The sequence below is a fragment of the Ferrimicrobium acidiphilum DSM 19497 genome, assembly GCF_000949255.1.
Lineage (GTDB): Bacteria > Actinomycetota > Acidimicrobiia > Acidimicrobiales > Acidimicrobiaceae > Ferrimicrobium > Ferrimicrobium acidiphilum.
Window position 1 is genome coordinate 33,297 of record NZ_JXUW01000020.1, and the last position, 20,494, is coordinate 53,790.

At 54.6% G+C, this 20,494-nt stretch carries 21 protein-coding genes and 1 pseudogene; 12 read left to right on the top strand and 10 right to left on the bottom strand.

Going from position 1 to position 20,494, the window contains the following annotated elements:
- Positions 1-511: 511 nt before the first annotated feature.
- Both FEAC_RS09735 and FEAC_RS09740 read right to left on the bottom strand, forming a co-directional pair.
- A complete protein-coding gene (locus FEAC_RS09735) occupies positions 512-2,086 on the bottom strand; it encodes an eCIS core domain-containing protein (RefSeq protein ID WP_035391742.1) in 1,575 nt (524 codons plus the stop codon).
- A gap of 566 nt (positions 2,087-2,652) precedes the next feature.
- The gene (locus tag FEAC_RS09740; protein ID WP_052566178.1) at positions 2,653-3,120 is read right to left on the bottom strand and encodes a group II intron maturase-specific domain-containing protein; all 468 of its coding nucleotides are present in this window, start codon (positions 3,118-3,120) and stop codon (positions 2,653-2,655) included.
- A gap of 746 nt (positions 3,121-3,866) precedes the next feature.
- Between FEAC_RS09740 and FEAC_RS09745 the strand changes: the two genes are divergently transcribed.
- Complete coding sequence (locus FEAC_RS09745) at positions 3,867-4,241, top strand: DUF262 domain-containing protein (RefSeq protein ID WP_035391739.1); 375 nt, start codon at positions 3,867-3,869, stop codon at positions 4,239-4,241.
- A 290-nt stretch (positions 4,242-4,531) separates the two neighbouring features.
- Here FEAC_RS09745 and FEAC_RS09750 read toward each other — a convergent pair whose 3' ends face one another.
- From FEAC_RS09750 to FEAC_RS09760, 3 genes are all read right to left on the bottom strand, one after another.
- On the bottom strand, positions 4,532-5,200 hold the full coding sequence (locus FEAC_RS09750) for a hypothetical protein (RefSeq protein WP_035391736.1): 669 nt from the start codon (positions 5,198-5,200) through the stop codon (positions 4,532-4,534).
- Positions 5,194-5,706, bottom strand: a complete 513-nt coding sequence (locus tag FEAC_RS09755) for an alpha/beta hydrolase (protein WP_052566179.1) — start codon at positions 5,704-5,706, stop codon at positions 5,194-5,196. The genes FEAC_RS09750 and FEAC_RS09755 overlap by 7 nt, the downstream gene beginning before the upstream one ends.
- A gap of 109 nt (positions 5,707-5,815) precedes the next feature.
- Entirely contained in the window at positions 5,816-6,031 is a 216-nt protein-coding gene (locus FEAC_RS09760; RefSeq protein ID WP_152623179.1) for a hypothetical protein, read from the bottom strand.
- A 767-nt stretch (positions 6,032-6,798) separates the two neighbouring features.
- On the opposite strand from FEAC_RS09760, the pseudogene FEAC_RS14780 reads away from it, so the two are divergent.
- Both FEAC_RS14780 and FEAC_RS09765 read left to right on the top strand, forming a co-directional pair.
- A pseudogene (locus FEAC_RS14780) lies at positions 6,799-6,936 on the top strand (carbon storage regulator); the annotation flags it as partial.
- A gap of 63 nt (positions 6,937-6,999) precedes the next feature.
- Positions 7,000-7,383, top strand: a complete 384-nt coding sequence (locus tag FEAC_RS09765; protein WP_035391732.1) for a hypothetical protein — start codon at positions 7,000-7,002, stop codon at positions 7,381-7,383.
- 252 nt (positions 7,384-7,635) lie between these two features.
- On the opposite strand, the gene FEAC_RS09770 is transcribed toward FEAC_RS09765, so the two are convergent.
- Positions 7,636-8,850 (bottom strand): ATP-binding protein, encoded by a 1,215-nt coding sequence (locus FEAC_RS09770; RefSeq protein ID WP_152623180.1) that lies wholly within the window; start codon positions 8,848-8,850, stop codon positions 7,636-7,638.
- A gap of 488 nt (positions 8,851-9,338) precedes the next feature.
- On the opposite strand from FEAC_RS09770, the gene FEAC_RS09780 reads away from it, so the two are divergent.
- The 3 genes from FEAC_RS09780 to FEAC_RS09785 are packed head-to-tail and all read left to right on the top strand — an operon-like array spanning position 9,339 to position 11,509.
- On the top strand, positions 9,339-9,860 hold the full coding sequence (locus FEAC_RS09780; RefSeq protein WP_035391728.1) for a hypothetical protein: 522 nt from the start codon (positions 9,339-9,341) through the stop codon (positions 9,858-9,860).
- Positions 9,860-10,081, top strand: a complete 222-nt coding sequence (locus FEAC_RS16420; RefSeq protein ID WP_419195366.1) for a helix-turn-helix domain-containing protein — start codon at positions 9,860-9,862, stop codon at positions 10,079-10,081. Before FEAC_RS09780 ends, FEAC_RS16420 begins: the two co-directional genes overlap by 1 nt.
- A gap of 57 nt (positions 10,082-10,138) precedes the next feature.
- Positions 10,139-11,509: an ISL3 family transposase gene (locus tag FEAC_RS09785; RefSeq protein WP_082055642.1), complete on the top strand. Its 1,371-nt coding sequence runs from the start codon at positions 10,139-10,141 to the stop codon at positions 11,507-11,509.
- A gap of 168 nt (positions 11,510-11,677) precedes the next feature.
- Here FEAC_RS09785 and FEAC_RS09790 read toward each other — a convergent pair whose 3' ends face one another.
- The 3 genes from FEAC_RS09790 to FEAC_RS09800 all read right to left on the bottom strand — a co-directional run bounded on the left by FEAC_RS09790 (position 11,678) and on the right by FEAC_RS09800 (position 14,098).
- Positions 11,678-12,598, bottom strand: coding sequence for a PLP-dependent cysteine synthase family protein (locus FEAC_RS09790; protein WP_035392012.1), 921 nt, complete (start codon positions 12,596-12,598; stop codon positions 11,678-11,680).
- A gap of 22 nt (positions 12,599-12,620) precedes the next feature.
- A complete protein-coding gene (locus FEAC_RS09795) occupies positions 12,621-13,343 on the bottom strand; it encodes a PIG-L deacetylase family protein (protein ID WP_035392009.1) in 723 nt (240 codons plus the stop codon).
- A 263-nt stretch (positions 13,344-13,606) separates the two neighbouring features.
- Entirely contained in the window at positions 13,607-14,098 is a 492-nt protein-coding gene (locus tag FEAC_RS09800; RefSeq protein ID WP_152623181.1) for a hypothetical protein, read from the bottom strand.
- Between the two features lie 129 nt (positions 14,099-14,227).
- On the opposite strand from FEAC_RS09800, the gene FEAC_RS09805 reads away from it, so the two are divergent.
- From FEAC_RS09805 to FEAC_RS16425, 6 genes are all read left to right on the top strand, one after another.
- Complete coding sequence (locus FEAC_RS09805) at positions 14,228-14,716, top strand: peroxiredoxin (protein ID WP_035392003.1); 489 nt, start codon at positions 14,228-14,230, stop codon at positions 14,714-14,716.
- Positions 14,717-14,817: 101 nt separating this feature from the next.
- Positions 14,818-15,981 carry an acetyl-CoA C-acyltransferase gene (locus tag FEAC_RS09810; protein WP_035392000.1) on the top strand — a complete coding sequence of 388 codons (1,164 nt, stop codon included), beginning with the start codon at positions 14,818-14,820 and terminating at the stop codon, positions 15,979-15,981.
- 27 nt (positions 15,982-16,008) lie between these two features.
- Complete coding sequence (locus FEAC_RS09815) at positions 16,009-16,614, top strand: histidine phosphatase family protein (RefSeq protein WP_269078265.1); 606 nt, start codon at positions 16,009-16,011, stop codon at positions 16,612-16,614.
- Positions 16,611-17,108 (top strand): DUF3090 family protein, encoded by a 498-nt coding sequence (locus tag FEAC_RS09820; protein ID WP_052566183.1) that lies wholly within the window; start codon positions 16,611-16,613, stop codon positions 17,106-17,108. Before FEAC_RS09815 ends, FEAC_RS09820 begins: the two co-directional genes overlap by 4 nt.
- Complete coding sequence (locus FEAC_RS09825) at positions 17,069-17,791, top strand: SCO1664 family protein (RefSeq protein ID WP_052566184.1); 723 nt, start codon at positions 17,069-17,071, stop codon at positions 17,789-17,791. Before FEAC_RS09820 ends, FEAC_RS09825 begins: the two co-directional genes overlap by 40 nt.
- 967 nt (positions 17,792-18,758) lie before the next feature.
- Positions 18,759-19,028: a VOC family protein gene (locus FEAC_RS16425; protein ID WP_419195367.1), complete on the top strand. Its 270-nt coding sequence runs from the start codon at positions 18,759-18,761 to the stop codon at positions 19,026-19,028.
- 919 nt (positions 19,029-19,947) lie between these two features.
- On the opposite strand, the gene FEAC_RS09835 is transcribed toward FEAC_RS16425, so the two are convergent.
- Positions 19,948-20,494: ATP-binding protein (locus tag FEAC_RS09835; protein WP_152623182.1), on the bottom strand; the 547-nt coding region annotated here is incomplete at its 5' end.

Below are 20,494 nucleotides of genomic sequence, written 5' to 3' on the forward strand. Positions count from 1 at the left end.
ACTACTTAGGTTGGTCTACGTCCGGTACGTTTCTTGGTCCCTTGTGAATCTTTCGCCGCCTGGGTTGCTGTGAAGATTTGCTTGACCATTGTCATTGCCTCTTCCTCCAAGAGAGTAGATGTACAATGGGTTCAACAGGGGCCAAATACTGAAAACTCCTGTTCTGTAGCACATTTCCGACCAGGGACACTACACAGGTAGCACGCACGGCTCTGAACTCCTTTGTGATGCATTGTTACCACAACATTCAGAGTTCAGGAACCGTGTGCATTTCTTATAGTGTCTTTTGGGCCCCACATACCTACCATGAACTGGCGCCATGGATCAGATCAGAACCAAATCAAAATACATGAATCTCGATAGAGGCATTTTGTTTAAAGGCTTTACCCGGTAAGAGACGGAGCCTAGCGGAGAGGAGTCCATGCGATCGAAAATACGCTCCCTCGACATATCAACAACTCTGCCCATTGAAGTTTATAAGCAAGCTTGCTCAAACGATAACAGACTGAGCCTATAAAGGCTTTTCTCCATAGACATTAAATTGATTTGGGTGATCCTTTTGCAGCTTTTTCATGTGCCGATATTCGCTCACCGTTATGGGCCTATTCTTATTTATTTTTTGGCCACCCTGGACGATCACTCCCTTCTCGTTCCAATTTGGTTTTGGCATGCTTCCAGAATTAGTTGACTTAAACCTTGGTGGCTTATAATTTGGATCACTAGCGACATTGAAGTGGACCATTGCACCTAACTCTTTGACTGCAAAGTCCTGTCCTAGTTTACTGGTTCGACGAAATAACGCTCTGTAGATCCATGCATTGAGTGCATCCTGCTTATTGGAACTCATCGCATTATAAACCTTCTGAGCATCTGCTACAGTAGGAAGCCCAAGAAATTGTCTGATCTCCTTCGATGTGAGCTGGTCATTTTTTGCTTGGTTGGCCTGTGAAAACGCACGATTCTTCTTGAATCGGTTCTTTTGATCAATTTTGGCCTTGCTGAACAGGCCCCCCTTTTGGCCAAGATCTACAAGACCAACTGTTGTCTTGTGTTTACGTAAAAACGCGATCCACTTCTCTGGAGCCTCATCCTTGGTTGCATCCTTGCTCCTTTCCTTCCAAGCACGCAATCCCCATTCACCAGTGGAGTCGAGCTGTTCACGCAGATAGAACAAACCAATTGCAGCAAACGTCGAAGTAATTAAACTATTAATACCTATAACCCGGTTGTACTCATCGATGGTGCGCAACTTGTTCTTTTGTCTATCGTCCAGTCTGCTTTTGGTTGCCGCCCTAGGATCATTATTCCCATACAAGAGATCATAACTGTCCTCAGTTATCAACTTACTAGGATCAGTACCGTACAATCTCTGGATCAGACCAGAAGGATTAACGCTACGACGGACTGCAGGCTTACCTATCCTTCCAATCGCCCCTTGCTGAATGGTGTGCACCAATTCGTGGGCAAGGAGATGCTGACCAGCAGGATGTTCCAGCGATGGCGCACCTGAACCGAGGAAGACATCACTTCCTACGGTAAAGGCAAGCGCACTCATCTTACGACAGAGCATCTTTGGGGTTCGGCCCCGATGAATTCGCACTTTGTCAAAGTTTACCCCGAACGCCCCCTCCATGGGTGAACGTAGCCGTGAAGGAAGCGAGCTTCCACCAGCGCGCAAAGCACCGATCTGTGTCTCCGTTTCGGCATCAACTTCGCCACCACTTCTCCCCAACGCCGGAGCATCGGCCACAGTCCGCCGTTGCAGGTCACTGGTCATTACACCATCTGTATCGCCCAAAGTGCCTGCCAGCACCTTGAATCTAGCGTTAGGTCCGAGGTGTGCCATAACCCGGTCGGCCACATCATCTGCCTCCCTCTCGTAGCGATCATTGGCCGAACCAACTTTCAACTTAGGCTGAGCAGCAGCTAAAAGCACCACTACCCCATGGTTCCCTACACTGCCTTGCAAATCAAGGATCCGTTGCACCTCCGGTGCATTTTTGGAATGACCAACCGCAGCAGCCTTCTTTGCTGATTCAGCGGTGGATGGTTGCCTTCGAATCGACTCCCGCAGCGTTATGCTCATAATTATCCCCCTGGCACTAGTAATCTGGTAGGGAAAGACAAACTCAACACATCGACTATAGCTCTTTACAATACTAGAGTCAATGGCTAGTCACTAAGGTTGAGCCTAGAGGCACCGACCAACACTGTTGAATTTGTCCTCCAAAACTAAAGACAATGCCCTTTGAACTGGCAGAATAGTCGCTTGAAAGCATCCAAAACAACCAGTCAGGGGGAACCCTTTTCTGTGCAGAAATTCTCCCACACGCCAGATTAGACGGCTCCTAGAACACGGTCTACTTCGTTTGCGAGGAGAGGGCCACGGTCTACTTGCCTCGCTCCTATGGGCTCAAGAGCTGAAGCACTTCTCGAACGTGGTGGCCACGGAGTTTGCGCGACCGAGTGAGAACCATTCTCTGGGTCGCCACATCGATAGCCAGGAACTCATGGGGTCTCAAGTAACCGAGTGAGCCATACGCCTAAAGGGGACTTCGAACTTAAGTGGCGGGGGGGGGGGAAAGCCTCACCCCCCCCGGGGTCCTCACAGATTCCAGACGTTTCAGTCTCCCGCCATCTGGCGTGTGTCATCTAGCTGGCAATGCCGTGCGCGTATGTGATCAATGGGCAACGAGTGTTGGTGCGCAGTCGCTTGTACTTCTGTCGGGCCCAACGAATGAGATATTCGTCGATTTGTCGACCAGACTGGACCAACCGGGACGGATAGAAGCGCCCATAATAATTGATCCATCCTCGCACTATCGGATTGACAAAAGTTGCGAGTTCCTCAAGCTCCATATCACTGTGGAGATGAAGACGCCATCGTTTGATCTGGTGGCGTATCTCCTTGGCGGCGGTGTCGCTGATCGCCGGTGCGAAGCCGACGAAGAACTGACCCCTGCGATTCTTGGCTAGCCGGGGACGGAAGCGGTACCCAAGGAAGTCAAACTGCTCGTGCTCATAGGAGCCTTTGCGGTTTGCATCCTTGCAGTACACGATTGCCGTCTTATCTGGATTAAGCTCCAGACCCAGCTCTGCCAACCAGTCTGAACTGGACATACTCAACTAGATTATTCCCAGATCCGAGTGCGGCGCTTAGTCCAACTGGACAATATGGGGGACTCTTGCGACCGAGCCGTTGTGTGTACTGGTGGCGTTTCTCTCGGGAGGGACGACGTAGTACAATCACCGAGACGTTGACCTCTAACGCATTAACGAAATGTCCGGCCTCGATTACCCACAACTAATGTCGCTAGCATCCTGGCCAAGGTGGTAGGTATTGCTCGAGGTACCTGGTAGAGCCACACTGTCTGTGGGCCTACCTGTGGCTCCGGGCCGCTCTTACTCAACGACACTCACGAGTCTCCTCGTGCCACCACTATCTATGGGCAGGAAAACTACAACGCAACCCCAACGTTGCCTCTGAGGCATTCGTCGATATGCCACAGCAGTTTGTCGCTAGCAGCCCAAACTCGCCCGAGACCCTTCTCACAAGCGTCAACAGGGCATCATAAAGGCGCCCCACCTCGACGACAGGCAACGCTTCTTCCGGCACCGCCATCCTCACTTTTAGCGTGGTGCACGCGGCTTGCATGTCCGCTCAAGCCCTAGCGATCACCCTCGGGAAGCAAACGTGCCGGTCTAGCACTTTTGTCCGCGCCCACTACCGTCGCTACGGCGCTCCAAGCACCTTTGAAGACGACTACTTCTTTGGTGTCATCGCCGCAGCATGCAACCGGTGCCGTGAGCACTCCTCGTCCTCCGCGGGCGCCGTGAGCTTGGACTCGCTCTAGCTGAGTAGCCCTGTGGCATCATCGAGTCATGGCGGCCTCGATCTTTCGGGTCAGCACTACGTTCGACCCATTGGACTCCCACATTCTGTAGTGCCAGGGCTACCATGGCCATCGCCTGAGGAACCAGAGTTGGTGAAGGCTCACGAGGCCACCCTTGACCAGTTCCTTGACGCTCCTGCCCAGTATCAGGTTCCGCTCTACCGACGCACCTACTCCTGGGGCGAGAACCAACTCAGCCAGCTTCAGAACGACCTCATCACCGTGGCTGACCAGTTCGCAGACGGTCGTTCGGTTTCGGCTTACTTCCTTGGATCGATGCTTCTGATATCAATCCCGCCGATCAGCCGCCCTTACTCTGTCCGTAAAAATGTGTGCACTGTGCCCTAACAATAGCCTGCGGAAGCAATGCGAACTAGGTTGGCACCTAAAACAGCTCCGATGTCTGGAGCGGGCGACGGGAATCGAACCCGCGTTCTCAGCTTGGGAAGCTGATGTGAGCGTAATTTTCGTGCACTCCTGACCAGCATGTTTTCAGAAGATGTCCAGGTGAGACGGAGAATAGATAGTCCACTAATATCCGCTACGAACCGTTACAGACCACTATTTTGTGGTCTACTTGTGGTCTGACTAAGGCAGCCACTATGGAGGGCTTTGCTTTCCCCATTGCTAGCACCACTCTATGTCAGCGTATCGTTCCAACAGCGGCCGACGAGCTTGCTGAGAATACAGCTCTTACGTCTAGGAATCTGAATTCGCGGATGTGACCTCGGATTCCTTAGCCGGCAATCCCGGTATGATATAGGACTCCTCGCTAGATCGTGTGGATAACGAGAGCCGCCCACTTCGGCAGGCATAGCACCGCTTCGGCGCGGTAGGGGTCGCTCTGGCAGAACGCCACCGAGCAGACCGCCACCACCACGATCGCAACCACCACGATCGCAACCACCACCGCAGTGTTCACCTTCACTCCTCGCGGGCAGACGGACCCTAACGGCGACGCCCTCAGGGTCGTCGAGGGTGAGCATGACGTCGTTGAAGCGCGTCCCCTCGTCGAGGTGTATGCGTAGGCCGCGCTGGTTGCTGTGGACGGCCGCGAAAAGTCGTGTGTTTAGTGATGCGTCGAGGAAGGTTCCGACGGCGGTCCTGCCAGGAATGTGTGTCCCGGTGATCTTGAAGTGGCGCGGGCGGAGTCCGTGGATCTCGTGGATCGGATTCTCGATGACTGCAACATCACGTACGGTCGCTACCGAGAGATGGATCTCGGCATTGAGACCCACCGCCTCGACCCGCTCTGAGGTCGAAAGGGTAATGACGAGGTCGTCGCCGTCTCTAGTGAGTGTTACCATGATGACTTTCCCTTTTCCAACCAATTGGCGACCAGTTCGATGAGGCGCGGGTCGACGAGGCGGCGCACCTGCTCCTTGTGGCCTCTCAAGCTGGGCTTGGTACCTTCGGAGCGCATGAGGTGCGTCACGCCAGGTAGGCGGTGCGTCTCGATATCGCCGGGGATGAGTTCAAGCATCCGTTCGAGGTCCGCAGGGTTGACTTGGATGTCCTTTTCGCCGGTGATTGCCAGCACCGGTACGCGAATGCGAGCGAAATCCGGAGCCGGGTCGTAGGCGAAAAACTCCCGGAACCACTTTGCGTTGTATTTCTTCAGTGAAATGCGGGCGACATCTTCGGTTGTGACTTTGAGACGGTCGAGCGATTTCTGCTGCGATTTCACCGGATCGATGCGCAAGACTCGAACGATCCATGCGTTGAAGCCTGTCAGTCCGCCAGTTACCTGGCGTCCCTGCCACTGCATGGTCTGCTCGCCGGGAAGCGCCGAACCGCTGGCGCGTTGACCCAAACATAATGATGCATATCTACCAGGGTCTTTGCCTTCCAGAATCCGCTAAAAAGTGACGCGGCGTCACATTGTTGACTCTCCTTTGCCCCCGTGATCTTGAGAGACAACTTCATCTGCGGCGTATCTCACATTGATCTAGTTCTCTGTCGATAGACACGAGGATCTTGTCAACAACATGGTTTGAATCCGCGATCTGCATAGTTGACATGAACTCCTTCAGCCCCTCGATGAACTCCTCGGGATGGCCGTCCCGGAGATGATCTACCAAGATCCGATAGACCTCGCTGGCGGCATCCCCCATGCCTGGATACATTCCAATTGCCATCCCCGCACGAGAGAAGTAGAATTGAACGTAGTCGTCTCACAAAGGAAGTGGACCGAGCTCAAGGGGCCGTCCACGCTCTAGTGAGACTAGAAGACGACCCCGACACCCATTCGTTCGAAGGCGATTGCCTCAGCACTGTGCACATAACCTTGCCGAGACCGAAGGTGCGACTAACGCACTTTGTATGCGATCTCGGTCATCGGGGACTTCCCAAACCCAGGTGCTGTCACATGGTCATGAGGCGGACCCATGAGTCGGAAGGACGTTCCTGGACCGTTGAGTGCTCAAGACGGGCATCGTTGTCTGCTATTAATCCGGTACGCCACTTCGGAAACGAATCCAAGTTTACCGTTGTCCTTCGTCGCCAAGACAGATCTGAATGATAGCAACCTTGGCCGAGGACATAGACTCTCAATCTCGTCGCCAGTGGTGATAGTTCGGTGATTGTACTGCACTTATAGTCTCTCCCCTTCTCAGTCCATGGCGCTGCTTATCTCCGTATGGGGTGTTCCACCAGCGAGGCAGTAGCGCGACGTTGCCTCTAACGTGATCGCGGAAGTCTTGGATTGTGGCGATCGAGGAAGCCAGAACGTCGCCAGTACGGCCTACAATCCGACCGTGCTCATCTTTCGTGGGCGAATTGAGCGGCGAATCCATGTGCTAAATTCGGTGCTCGTCGTGCTCAGTCCGCATCTCTCTTAGCTCGGCTATGGCTTGATCCGAGAACTCCCTCTCTGATACTCTGAGTACAAGAGAGGGAGGCATGGATGCTTGTCATAACCCGCGAGGAAGGCGAGAGGATCGTCATCGACGATGACATCGTGATTACCGTGGTCGAATCAAAACGAGGCTCGGTGAGAATCGGAATCGAAGCCCCTCTACAGGTGGCGATCTCACGAGAGGAATGAGTGTCGATTTAATACGAGTAACCATTGACGCTGTCCATATGAGGTAAGGTTGAGATAGAGATGACCAGTCCATCATCCATAGCCGAGCGAGACGAGGTTCTGCGCCAGATGGTCGATCTATGGGAGAACGGAGTATCGCCACAAGATTGGCCAACCCGTCTTCGCCAGATCTTCGCCCAGGCGTGTTGGCCCCATGTTCGCTCGCGACTCCCAATTCGACCAGTGCTTGGTCGAGAGCACGCAAAGGCACTCCTGCTAGTTGGGGTCTTCTGGCGTGGTCACACCACACTCGAGCGCGTACCCCAGTGGATCAAGGACCTAGCTGCCCCGAGTGTGCGAGACCAGGACCTTGAGATCTTGGCAGACCATGTCCGTCACCATCTGGGGCGAGACATTTCACGGCGCAAGATTGCGTTGAACGAGGCTGATGGAGGGCTGGATTAATTACTTGCTCTCGACACAAATGGTTTAGCCACAGAGGGTTGAGACGCAGCGACTTCGGATGCGAAGAGTCGGACACGGAGAGTTCATGGGGGCCGACTCTTGGGATCTAGCTACCCACCGTCTAGGAGCTTGGCCACCGGCTTGGTTGCCCCCTCGTGGCTGGGCTAGCGCGATTGAAGGGCGAGCGATCTCGTTACGAAAACCATCACCCCGGCCCAGTTGAGGTATTTGGCCCCACCCCTATTGACTACGTCAAGATGCGTTTGGCTCCAAAGATGGCGAAACCGGGTGGACACGGAGACATTCACGCAGCAGCGGTTGAACGAAATCTACTTCTCCATGTCGGGTCTGGTGGATCACCCCTCCCTCGATCAGGTGGGCCAGCCACTTATCAACGGAGCTCTGGCCGATAGTTAACCGAGAGGCGATTGCAGAGGTTTTTGACGGCCCATGATCTGTTGCCATAGCCACTAACAACGCTCGATCATTCTCGGGCAGCTCTGTTAATTCTGATTCGAGCTGCCATGAACCTATACGTTCGCGTACCTCCAGTACTCCAGATGCCACATCATCTCGGGTGATCACCCGCTCGTCGGGGTGTTCATGGGATATCAGGTGACCGAGAAGCTGGATACGGAATGGATAGCCCCCGGTTGCTTGCACAGCGTCATCGAGCGCAAGAGGCTCGATCTCGCGATCGCTGCCTTCGATAGGAACCCTCAGTGCGTGTTTGGCATCATTTAGGTTAATTGGGCTAAGGACATGGAGATCGGCTAGTTGGAGGCTAGAAAGAGCCGGATCGGCGAGAATGAGATTTACTGACCGTGGTAGACCAGCACCGACGAATGCTACCGCCCCATTGTCGGAGAACGCCTGGTACAACGCAGCCCCAAACTCTCGTAACTCATCGAACTGTGCGACATTGAGCTCATCGAGGGTGATGAGCAGACCGGAATGAAGGGAGCGAAGGTGATCGCTTACAAGCTTGAGCTGATCACCAAAACTTTGTGTAGACGCCGTTGTGTTGCTGTATCCATGGCTTGTCAGCAGCCCTGGGAGGGTAATGTTGGTGAGCCGGTCAACAAACCCAGCGTAAGCAGTCTCTGAGATCACCAGCCACCCATGCGCTCTGGCAACTCGTTCGACCTCATTTAGCATCACTGTTTTGCCGATGCCACGGCTGCCGGTATAGATGGTTGCTCTGGTTGATGATCCTCGATCATCGGCCAACGACGCAGTGAATTCGGCGATGAGATCGTCCCTTCCAACCAATAACGGAGGCGAGACTCCGAAGGTCGGAGTGAACTGGTCGCGTGCCATATAGCTACGATAGACGCGACACACCTGGCTCTTGTGATTGTTTCGCCGCAGGAGGGCAACCAGCGAGCCGAGCCGTATCCCAATCACTGAGGCAAGATGGGCCAGCGAACTCCGCCGGTTATGCGAGGGTATCCAAAGGGTAGGCATTGGTCGATCCGTAACCTCCGCAAGGATATCATCTACGCCGATAAAAGCACGGCGCCGGCCATCTTTTGTTTGGCCATCGCCCGATCCAAGTTCAATCGCCCGACTCGGCATAACTGCTAGATTTTCAACACCCTCAGCCGATGAGTACTACTGAGCAACTCTGTCGGCTAGGGGTGGTCGGACCCCTCGGGTTCTTCTTTGACCGCTCCTGTGACCGCTCCTGTCGAGTCTGTTTGACTATCTCCTGGTAGGTGCGGATTCTGATCTTGTGGAGCCAGCGGAGGGGCAACTGTCACGCGCAGTCGTTCACGATGTTTACGTAGCCGCTCAGCTTCTTGCTCCTTTACGGAAGCGAGCATTCCCTCTAAGAGGGGTCCGAATAGTTCAGCTGGTCGTTTGGTAACCATTTCCCTATAGTCACCCCTAGCCATCAGACCCCTTGCTGGTAGGTCCACTACAGTCATACATAGGGCGAGGATAGAGGAGTCATGAAGAAGGTATACCCAAGGGATCAGAAGGAACGAGTACTGAGGAAGCTCCTAGAGTTAGGTGACGGTGGGGATGCTCCCGAAGGTGCGATCACCAAGCTTTCGAATGCTGAAGGGATTCCACCCAACACGCTCTACACGTGGAACGCGTCACTGAAGCGAACCGGTGCCGTTGGCAAGTTCTCTGCGTCTGGTAACCCCTCGGTTACGCTCTCGTCGAAGGCAAAGTACGAGATTGTTCTTAGAACCGAGTCCATGACCGAACTCGAGCTCGGTACCTACCTGCGAGAGCAGGGGATCTTAGCGGAGGATCTGATGCGCTGGAAGGTGGCCTGTCAAGAGGCCAATGACCGCTCGAGCATCGCTGCCAAGGAGTACCGTGCGAACTTGGCAGCCCAACGGGCAAAGGTGATCGTCTTGGAACGAGAGCTTGCCCGTAAGGAGAAAGCTCTAGCAGAAACGGCAGCTCTGCTGGTGCTGCGGGGAAAAGCCCAGGCGTTCTGGGGGGACAGGGACGACTAATCCCTCTCCCAGAGCGCCAACAAGCCGTAACCCTCATCGCGGAGGCCAACAGCGCTGGCGTTAGCCTCTCTGTCGCAGTACGCGAGGTAGGGATCTGTGAGAGCACCTATGAGCGTTGGAGAAAGGCAGGTGGCGTGGATGCCACCACAGCATCAGCTGAGGAGCTCGTGGCCGCGATCGTCGAGGATAAGCGGGACTTCGGATTTAAGTGGGGAAATTAGTCGGGTATAGCCACGCACTAGGGGTGAGTTTGGGAGGGTCACAGGGGCTCTGCCAGAATGGGATTAGTAACAACTCATCACTGGAGGACCCCTGTGGAACAAAATCCTATCCGCATTGCAGAGATCTTGCTCGGTCTAAAGGACGTCAATTTGATTGGTGTCGAGGATCTGGGTGACGAAGATTCAAAGACACCCCTTCGGGTCCATATCGAGTGTCTGGGTGAGCGGCCAAAATGCCCAGTCTGTAATGGGATGAGCTATTCCAAAGGAAGCTCACTAGTAGAGCTGATTGATCTACAAAGCTTTGGCCGTCCCGTAAGGCTCATCTGGCACAAACGCAGGTGGGTGTGCAAGGATGAGACCTGCATCGCCCCGTCATGGAGTGATGTGGACACTAGGATCGCAGCCCCAAGGCTAAAGCTCACCGATAGGGCAGCTAGATTCGCAACCCGGGTGGTTGGTAGAGACGGACGATCGGTGTCATCGGTAGCCAGAGAGCTCGATTGTGACTGGCACACGATCAATGATGCTGTAATTGCCTATGGGACTCCCCTCGTTGAGGATCCAAATCGCTTTGGTGAGGTTCGTGCACTTGGATTAGATGAGACCCTGTTCTATCGCGAGGGTCGCTATCGGACCCAGAAGTGGTCTACCTCAATCGTGGACGTTATGAGCGCAACCCTTCTCGATGTAGTTCCTGGTAAAGGAGGTGCGGAGCCAAAGAAGTGGATAGCCAGCCAGCCCAGGGAGTGGCGTGATGATATCAAGTGGGGAACCCTTGACCTGGCTGGTTCCTATAGGGCGGTATTTAAAGAGGCGTTACCCAATGCTGTCCTGGTCGCCGATCCATTCCACCTCATAAAGATCGCCAACACTCGCCTTGATGAGACGAGGAGACGAGTACAACAGAACATCCTTGGTCACAGAGGCAGAGGTGGGGATCCGCTCTATCGCATCCGGCGACTCCTTAATATGGCCAAGGAGAAGCTCACCGAGGGTGCCAACGATAAACTTACTCGCTTCCTTGAGGCTGGAGATCCAGATAACGAGGTAGCTACCAGCTGGCGAGCCAAGGAGTCCCTACGAGAGCTCTATACCTATCGTGACCCAGATCTCGCCAGAGACCACCTCGATGCGCTCATCAGTGACTTCACCGACAACCAACGACCACCCGAGGTCCAGCTACTTGGGAGAACCTTGAAAAGCTGGCATGATGAGATCCTGGCCTGGCATAGGTCCTTTGTGACCAATGGACCGACAGAGTCGATGAACAACCTCATTAAGCGGATCAAGCGCATCGCCTTTGGAATGACGAACTTTGCGAACTTTCGCATTCGAGTACTCCTTAGCGCTGGTAAGCCTGACTGGTCACTGCTAGCTACGGTTACCCCGGTGACAACGCATATCTCTAGCGCACTTGGTTCGTAACCGGAACCAACTAACCCAATAAGTAAGACACCAGGGAGAACCCCTTGTCCCCTCTTGCCCGTTCACGGGTTGTGTAGTTTAGAACTCTCCACATGACGGTCCCAATCTGGCCAATCACCTCAGATGCGCTCAACGACTTATCGATTCCTGGTCGATCTTGGTGCCGGATTACCGCTGATTTCCGAAGATCCGATAGTATTCGCTTAGGTACTTCTCACCCTCATCGCAGAGTACGGTCACAATTGTAGCAAACTCGGGATGACGCGCTTTAAGCCGTCTGGCAGCCACCACATTCGCTCCCGAGCTTGGGCCAACGAAGAATCCACGTCTTGCCAACGCATACATCTCGGTGATGGCGTCGAGGCTCGTAACCGCCACCAACTCATCAACCTCTTCACGATGTCGCTGGAATATTCCGGGGACAAAGCCGTCAGCGATCCCTTCGATCTTGTGATGGTGGACCTCCCCGCAGAGAATCGTGCACGATTCATCCGGCTCCATACCGACAAGCCAGCAGGCCGGATTGGCGGCGTGTAGACACTGACCGACGCCAATCAAGGTACCGCCGGTACCCACGCCCATTACGAAGGCATCTGGGAGACGCCCAACGCCAAGGTCAGCTAGAATCTCGGGCCCGAAAACCTCTCGATTCTCCTCAATATTCGCCTCCGAATCGAACTGCCCTGGAAAGTAATAGCCAGGTTGGGCACCCAGAGTACGAGCCTCCTCCAGGGCACCGTTTACATGAAAATCGCCCACTTCGCGAACTTCGGCACCGAAACCTCGCGAGATAGCTATACGCTCACTACTAAGGCCCGCTGGCATTACTACGATCATCTTGTAACCCTTGACCGCCGCTACCATGCTCAACGCATTGCCAGTGTTGCCACTAGATGCCTCTACGATCGTCATACCAGGCTGAAGCTGGCCAGACTCTTCAGCGCGTTCCACCATATACTTAGCGATACGAGCCTTGATAGATCCCGATGGGTTGAGGTACTCAAGTTTTGCGTAAATCCCCTCCTCGACTTCAACAAGTGGAGTCGATCCAATATGAGCCAAGAGATCTGGCTTGAGCTGTGTCGTCATTGACCTATTCCCCCTTTTCGCGCTACGCCGTCTTCACCAAAAAGAAAAGCTCAGCCAACCGCCCGTCATTGAGTCCTGCGGTCTCAGCACCAGCTGCGAGCCATCCACGAACCATATCGCGCATACCTGCCGGATCAGGCAGCTGACTCTTATGCTGCTCAATGGCTTCGATCTTGGCGTCAAAGGTATCAGTCACATCAACATAATGTGTTGGATCAGGATAGGCCATCAGCGCTACGTCGAGAACAGTATGCGCCTCAAGGCCTTTGGCGAGCAGATCTTGGTGGGTGAATGGATTACGTGCATCCGGGTACACGGCGCACAAAGCTGCTTCGCCAGCTGCCAGATGATCCGGATGCGATGACCCAATGCGTGCATAATTACGTGTCGGGGACTGGCAGAGTACCCGTTCAGGCTGGAAGCGGCGGATCATCGCGGTTATATCGTGTCGCAGTCGCATCGACACCTCGAGCGAACCATCATGAAAGCCGAGAAACTCGACGGTGTCAACACCGACGGCCTTCGCGGCAGCCTGCTGTTCACGCCGCCGTATCATTGGGATTTCAGATCGCGGGATATTAGGGTCAAAGCCACCGGCATCTCCATCGGTGACGATGCAATACGCTACCTCTGTCCCCTGCCTGCGCCATGCGGCGATTGAGCCGGCGACACCAAAATCGACGTCATCTGGATGCGCTGTCACCACCAATACTGACTTTACTGGTTCAAGTAACGCTAAGGACATGAGGAACCTCCATCTTTTCTTCCTCCATCCTACCGTCGCCCTCGATCGCCACCGGAGACGACAACGATCGCAACAACTTAACGCCCTATCGCGGTAAGACAACGCCATGGTGGTGGCGCGCTAAGACGGACTCAAAGACGGTCCTAGTTAAAGCAGCGCACTCGGCCGAGTGGCTATCTTGTGACGTGGTTCTCTCCGTCGCAAACCTTGTTCTGTTAGTAGAGCAGAGTCTGAAAGCCAAGCTCAGCGTTTCGCAACTGTCTCTATCTACCTCGTAACGCCAACGCCTGCTTATAGGTTCTGATCGACTTTGGTACCCGTCGGGAGCTCTGGCGATGGCGCTCTCGCGATGTTCTTGTCAACGCCACCAAACAGATAACTCCCCCTCCCACAAGATCAGCAACTCCAAACCCCCAAAGACCCTGTGCTAGCATGATAGAAGCCTCACCAGCGAGCAACACCAATGTCATGACGAGAACAAATGGTCTCATCCGTTCAGCGGATTCGAGTCGCATTTTCTCAGCAAGTAAGAAAACCGTAGGCACGTCATCAATCCCTAGATGGGAGTGAGGCGCTGAAACACTCTGTCTACCAAACTCCCGCACCGATCTGCGCCACTGGCGCCGCTCAGACGGTGAATACTCACGGAGAGTGACCGCGAAACTTGTCTTCCTGCGGCGGCCTTCGAATACTCCTACAGCGAGGAGATAGAAGCAAATCACCAGAACTCCTGGAATTAGGTAGAGCGCACTCATGAGAGAATAGTAGCCGACTTCTCCGACGATCCCAGCATGTTGTCAACAAGCAGCGATGAATCTTCTCTGGCCGGGCAGTGGCCTAGATCCCGAATACACGAACAGCTCAGCTTGCGCTAGCCTGGAGCTATGACCGCCTCCGTGAGACTCGCAGCTGGTGACAGAGCACCTTCATTTTGCCTACCAAACCAATACTCATCACAGATATGTCTCGAGTCCCTAGCCGGCAAGGTCAGTATCGTCTACTTCTATCCCAAGGATATGACCCCTGGATGTACGCTTGAGGCCACTGATCTCAACGAGATCGGTGGCGAACTTCAGAGTCTCAACATTGGACTACTAGGTATCTCTCCAGACAGTATTGACAGTCACCGCATTTTTGCCGAGCGTTTCCAGCTTGGTTTTGACATACTTTCGGATCCAACCAAGGACGTGATGACTCGATGGGGTGCCTACGGAGAAAAGGTGAACTACGGACGCAAGGTGATAGGAGTAATCCGTTCGACCTTTATTCTCAACCCCGACCTAACCATCGCCCATGCCTTATACTCGGTCAAGGCAACTGGACACGCCACTCGCATCCTTCGGTTATGTGAGGCGATGGCAGCATCGCACTGATCGAAGCATAATGGCCGTCATTGGAGATTCACTCTTTAGCTATGGCACAGACGGTCTGGGCCTAGCAAAACTGAATCGCTACAAAAAAGGAGCATAGAACCATGTCAGAAGCCGTCATCGTCGCAGCCGTACGAACACCAATCGGGAGAGCCTTCAAGGGATCACTGGTAGGTGAACGACCCGATGACCTCTCTGGACTCGTCATAGCCGAGCTAATGAGAAGACTACCGTCACTCGATCCAAGCCGGATCGACGATGTGATCTGGGGTGCCGCACTTCAACACGGCGAGCAAAGCATGAATCTGGGCCGTAACGTGGCGGCGCTCGGCGGCCTACCCGATACTGTACCAGGGACCACGGTCAATCGGTTTTGCGCATCTTCGCTGCAGTCGATTCGCATGGCTTTCCACGCTATCAAGGCTGAGGAGGGGGAGGTTTTCATAGCCGGCGGGGTGGAGAGTACAACGAGATGCTCGCTGAAGGGTTTTGACCCCGAGGATATGAATCCTCGTTTTACCGACCAGTCGCGCCCGGACTATATCAACGAGATGTACATCCCGATGGGACTGACCGCTGAAAACGTTGCCAAGCAGTACAACGTCACCCGCGAAGCCATGGATGAGTACGCTAAACTTTCTCAGGATCGTGCAGCGGCCGCCCTGGCATCAGGTTTCTTTGACCGAGAGATCCTCCCAATTACCTTGGCCGACCAGACGGTGCTCACCCGTGACGACGGTCCGCGGCCAGACACTACGCTTGAAAAACTATCCAGCCTCAAACCGGTGTTCTTACCCGACGGAACGGTGACCGCGGGCAACGCATGTCCTCTCAACGACGGCGCCGCTGCGGTCGTCGTCATGTCCGATAGGGTCGCCAATGAGCTCGGTCTCACTCCTCTTGCTCGGATCGTTGGGAGCGCCGTATCGGGATTGGCACCAGAGATTATGGGTGTTGGACCGATTGAGGCGATCGCTAAGGTGCTCAGACTCACCGGCCTGACCATCGAGCAGATGGATATCGTTGAATTGAATGAGGCCTTTGCTGCACAGGTACTCCCGGTGGCACGCGAGGCTCATATCTCGATCGAAGACCAGCTCAATCCACATGGTGGCGCTATTGCACTTGGGCACCCTTTCGGAATGACCGGAGCGCGGATCATGACCACCTTGTTGAACGGCCTAGCCACCTCCAACGGACGTTACGGTCTTGAGACCATGTGTGTCGGTGGCGGCCAGGGTATGGCGATGATCGTGGAGAGGTTATAGAAACTGGCTACCAACCCAACTCGACTGATTCTTGTACGCCATGGCACCACACCTACTACCGGGAAGATCCTTCCCGGTAGAGCTGCTGGGCTCCACCTCTCCGACTACGGCCGCCAACAGGCGAATGCAGTTGCTGAACAACTCCCAGCGCGTTTCGGAACAGTCTCCGCAATCTTCACATCACCTTTAGAACGTGCACAAGAGACCGCTCAACCTCTTAGCCAGCGTCTCAAGCAAGCTGCAGTAATTGAGCCACGCCTGATCGAATGCGACTTTGGGGAGTGGACCGGCGCAACACTCACCAAGCTATATCGTAAACCCGCATGGCGTGATCTCATGGCCCAAGCCGGCAACTTCCGTTTTCCTGGGGGCGAATCGATTCGCGAGGTTCTGGAGCGCATGACTAACCTGATTGACACCATCCGCAGCGAACATGCCGGAGAAACCGTAGTTGGCTTCACACATGCTGACCCTATCAAGATCCTCGCCACCGACGCGCTCGGAATGCATGTAGATCAGATGCATCGCATCTCAGTAGCCACTGCGTCGATGACGACCTTCGTCATCAGCCAGTCTGGGCTTAGCCTAGACTCTCTCAACACAGGATCGATGATTGGAGGAGACCCAGCTTGAGCGAATCGATCGACTTCGGTTCCGTAACCCACTTTACCGTAGGGACACTGGGAGAGCCTGGCCATCGCGTCTTCCTCTTGCAGGCTGGCTCTGGGAGCTTGATTCTAACCGTCAAGGTTGAGAAGACCCAGGTGCTTGCTCTAATACAGGGACTCGCAGCGGCGGTGGAGGAGTTACCCCGTCCACACGAACTCGCCGGAGATCAAGTGCTCATCGGGGATTTAACTCCGCAATGGGTCGTCGGATCGATTGAAATCGAGGTGGATTCGATTACCGAGCTCATCGAAGTGGAGCTTGAGGAACTTGTCGCCGAAGACGAGGAGCCGGACTCGGCACGCTTTATTATCACGCGCGAGCAAGCCGCACAGTTCGCCATAACCGCCACTCGATTGGTGGAGCGAGGGCGTCCGCCGTGCCCACTGTGTGGCTACCCACTCGATCCAGAAGGACACTCATGCCCGAGAACCAACGGCCATCGAGCCCCGAGCCTATAGCAGACGAGTACGAGCTCTCCACCTGCAAGGTAACAGTCCTCGGACGGATCGAGGCGAGTTCAAATGGTGCGCTGCTGGTGGAGCTCGAGGAAGGCGGCCTCGGTATCTACAAACCAGAGTCGCTAGAGCGGCCGCTGTGGGACTTTAGCGCTGGCCTCTACCGTCGAGAACGGGCAAGCTACCTGCTTGCACGCCAGCTAGGACTCGACTTCATCCCTCCGATCGTCATCAGGAACGACCTCCCATTTGGCAGGGGATCACTTCAAAGCTTCATCGACGCAGACTTCAACCGCCACTACTTCGATCTATTTGAAGAGCCGGATCTGCAGGAGAGCTTCATAGAAATAGCCGCCTTCGATATGGTTGCCAACAACGCCGACCGTAAAGCGGGCCACATCCTGATCGACCGCGAGCGCCACCTCTGGGGGATCGACAACGCGCTCTGTTTCCACTATGAACCCAAGTTGCGAACCGTCATCTGGGAGTTCGGTGGTGCCTCAATCAGCGAATCGCTCCTTGTTGCCATGGCCGGAGCGGCCGATAGCTTGGATCCCGAATTTCGCGAACTTCTATCCGATCGAGAACGTAGAACGCTAGTACACCGCCTCCGTGTCCTATGTTCAATGGGCACGCTCATGGATCTAGACGTCGACGAACGCCCCTATCCTTGGCCACTTGTCTAAAAGAGCCGCTACAGTGCCCTTCCCATAATGGGACTCAGCGCGACTTCCTACCTGTCCTTACGAACGTAGCTTCCTGAGTCGCTTACGCGGCATCTGGTGGCTGGCGCTTCATGGTTCGCTGTCCGGTGTGTTGTTAGACCAAGCGTGCGGTGTACCTCCACGTCCTATAACCGCAAGTCCTGCAGCAAATATATTGTTGGCTACATTGGTTGTATGCACACACGAGATACAACAAAAGTTGGCTTGGTTCTCGCGATTTCTCCTGTCCGTGTTCACAATCAGAGCAACCCAGGCTTGTGTATGCACAGCTGGTGATTGTGACCTGTAATGGCTCGATAGCGGTAGCTGCCTTGCTAAGGTGCTGGCGCAACATACCCCAGCTCATGGCGAGAATCGACCTGTTGAGCTCCTGAACCGCCCCGGCGTTCCGTAAAACCCGGGGCGACCCGCCTAGACCTCTCCGAATAATGGCTACAATCCGGCCAAGCTCCTCAAAACGCTCAACGGCTCGCCGATTCCTGGCCGAACTTGGTACCGGAATACCACTTATCTAGAAAGACCCAGTTTACGGCCCTCATTCCATTAACTTAAACTCTCTTCACTCCTCGCGCACACACTGATACTGAGACCTAGGGTCGAGAGTTCACCGTCTATGAGTGCAACCGCTGCGGTAGCCGCTCGCTTGGAGAACAACGCTGCGAGGATTGTCACATCTTCATGACCCGAGTAGGAATAGGGGGATACTGTCCCTCGTGTGACGAACCAATCGCCATCAACGACCTCTTCGGAGGGGAGGCACTACAAACAAGCAAATGAATTGCGATTACCTGTGCCTAACTGACTCCCAAGACGATGGATAGTTACTAGGGTCCATAACAGCTCCTTCCATCAAGTGTGCTGACGGCTTCCGAAGAGAGTAGACGTACAATGGGCTCAACAGAGGCCAAATATTGACAATTCCCGTTTCATAGCGAAACTTTGGCTAGGGACACTAGAGCCCAAACAAGCCAAGAATCGTGTCCACCTCGACGTGGTTCCGGCGAATAGCCGACACGACGAGGAGATCGGCCGGATTCACGGACTTGGCGCTCGATTGGTTGATGACCATCGCGATGCAGGGGGAGATGGGTGGGTTGTGATGAGCGACCCGGAAGGCAACGAATTCTGCGTCACGAGCAGTGGTGATGATCACTCGGCCTCAGTCAATACTGGTGGAGTCCTGGGCGTTGGACAATGAGGTACCAACTCTCAGTCGGGTGAAGCTCGTCGCCGAAGAGATCAACGCCGCAGTGGTCTTCTAACCGGGAGCTTGATATCTGTGTTCACTTCGACCGTGGCGAGTCTTGTGATCACTTGCTCCTGGGCGTGCATCATTCATTGAATGTTGCTTTGATTAGGGGTCTATTGTGGTCGGCTCAACCGCCCCAGGTCCTACGGAGGCCCGGGTGAAAACAATCGACCTATTTGGCCCCAGTGCAGTTGAGGTATTTGGCCCCACCCTCAGTCGTGCATCATAACCTGGTTGGTCCTTGAGTTCGCACATATTGGAAGGGGTTATGACCGTCCGGGCTTCGGTGAAGACTCGTAACCTCGATGAGGGTCCTTTGGTCCACCTCCGGTACCTGTCAGACAGGTTTAGGCAAGGTTGCTTCGCGCCCGGCCCAATGTGAGCTCAGCTGAGTGTCACCAGTCGTGTACTACACCCAGAACCATTTGGTCCCTGTGAGCCAGCACGGCCAACCAATGTCACCGGACATCAGCAGAAAGCAGTGCCTGTGTTGAGCACACCAGGTACGTCAACTCTCAAGGTCTCTGAGGGCGACCGGTTCGTCACAATGTGGACACATCCCGCCGGGTCCAATCCGAGCGCAGAACAGATTGCAATCCGGACATCTGCGAATACCGAGGTAACGGCTCTCACAGCGTGGACACTCATACACGATCTCAATGCGTCGGGCACTGGGCTCAGAGCTGGGAGTACCCGAACTCTGGCGAGCCCGATAGGCCGCCTGGCGACAGCTATTTGAGTGAAACTTGCCTCGGCCAGAGGATTCGAAGGGAAGGCCACACCATGCACAGGCGATAACACTCATATCGTAACGCTATCGTAACGCACGGGGTTTGTCGGTCCCGACCTCGCGGAGTGTTCCAGTGGTTCAGGTTGCATTGGTAGTCGACCTCAATCGGTAGGACTCTATACCTGTCTCGATGATCTTGGATCGGTAGGTGATACGGTCCACCACAGCTGCTGCCAAACGAGCATCGGTGAAGATACTGGCCCACTCCCCAAAGGGTAGATTCGTAGCTACCATGAGCGAGGAGGACTCCTCTCGATCGGTGATCACCTGAAAGAGAAGCTCTGCTCCGCGACGATCTAGATGGAGGTAACCGAGCTCATCGATTGCCAATACGTCATAACGGGCGTAGCGTTCAAGCAGTCGGCTCAGCCTCCTCTCGTCTTCTGCCTCAGCTAACTCGTTGACCAGGGCACTCGCATTGACGTAGCGCACCCGTCTCCCTATACCCGCAAGGGCGATAAGGGTTCCAATAAGGAGATGGGTCTTTCCTGTTCCTGGTCCACCGATAAGTACGACAGAGGTAGCACTCTCTACGAAGTCGCCACGCGCAAGCCAAGCAAGGGTGTCTTGGCTCATCGTCGAGGAGCCGAGGTCGAACTGCGCCAAGAGCTTGGTGCGGGGAACC